The sequence below is a fragment of the Planotetraspora mira genome, assembly GCF_016863275.1.
GTDB classification, from domain to species: domain Bacteria; phylum Actinomycetota; class Actinomycetes; order Streptosporangiales; family Streptosporangiaceae; genus Planotetraspora; species Planotetraspora mira.
On the sequence record NZ_BOOO01000090.1, the window covers coordinates 1 to 725 of the forward strand.

At 70.1% G+C, this 725-nt stretch carries 1 protein-coding gene; it reads left to right on the top strand.

The window, feature by feature from the left end:
• On the top strand, positions 1-717 hold a 717-nt coding region (locus tag Pmi06nite_RS41615; protein WP_203958775.1), incomplete at its 5' end, for an SDR family NAD(P)-dependent oxidoreductase.
• Between the last annotated feature and the right edge of the window lie 8 nt (positions 718-725).

Here is a 725-nt window from a genome sequence, read left to right on the forward strand (position 1 = left end):
GTCATGAGCATGCAGACTCAGAAGGTTGCCGTCATCACCGGGGCCTCGCAGGGCATCGGCGCCGGCCTGGTCGAGGCCTACCGCAAGCTCGGCCACGCGGTCGTCGCCACCTCGCGCACCATCCCCCCCGCCGAGGACGCGGGCGTCCTCGCGGTCCAGGGCGACATCGCCGACCCGGCCACCGCCGAACGGGTGATCTCCGCGGCCGTCGAGCGGTTCGGCCGCGTCGACACCCTGGTCAACAACGCGGGCGTCTACGTCGCCAAGCCGTTCACCGACTACACCGCCGAGGATTACGCCACCGTAACCAGGATCAACCTGGCGGGGTTCTTCCACCTCACCCAGCTCGCCGTCGGCCAGATGCTCGCCCAGGGCGGCGGGCACATCGTCAACATCACCGCCAGCATCGTCGACAACCCCGACTCCCGAGTCCCGTCTGTCCTCGCCGCGCTGACCAAGGGCGGCCTGCAGTCCGCCACCAAGTCCCTCGCCATCGAGTACGCCACTCGCGGCATCCGGGCCAACGCCGTCTCTCCAGGCACCACCCGCACCCCGATGCACGACCCGCAGACCCACCAGTTCCTCGTCGGCCTGCAGCCCGTCGGCCGCATGGGCGAGATCCACGACATCGTCGAGGCGGTCGTCTACCTGGAGAACGCGCCGTTCGTCACCGGCGAGATCCTCCACGTGGACGGCGGCATGAGCGCCGGCCACTGACCACGCCC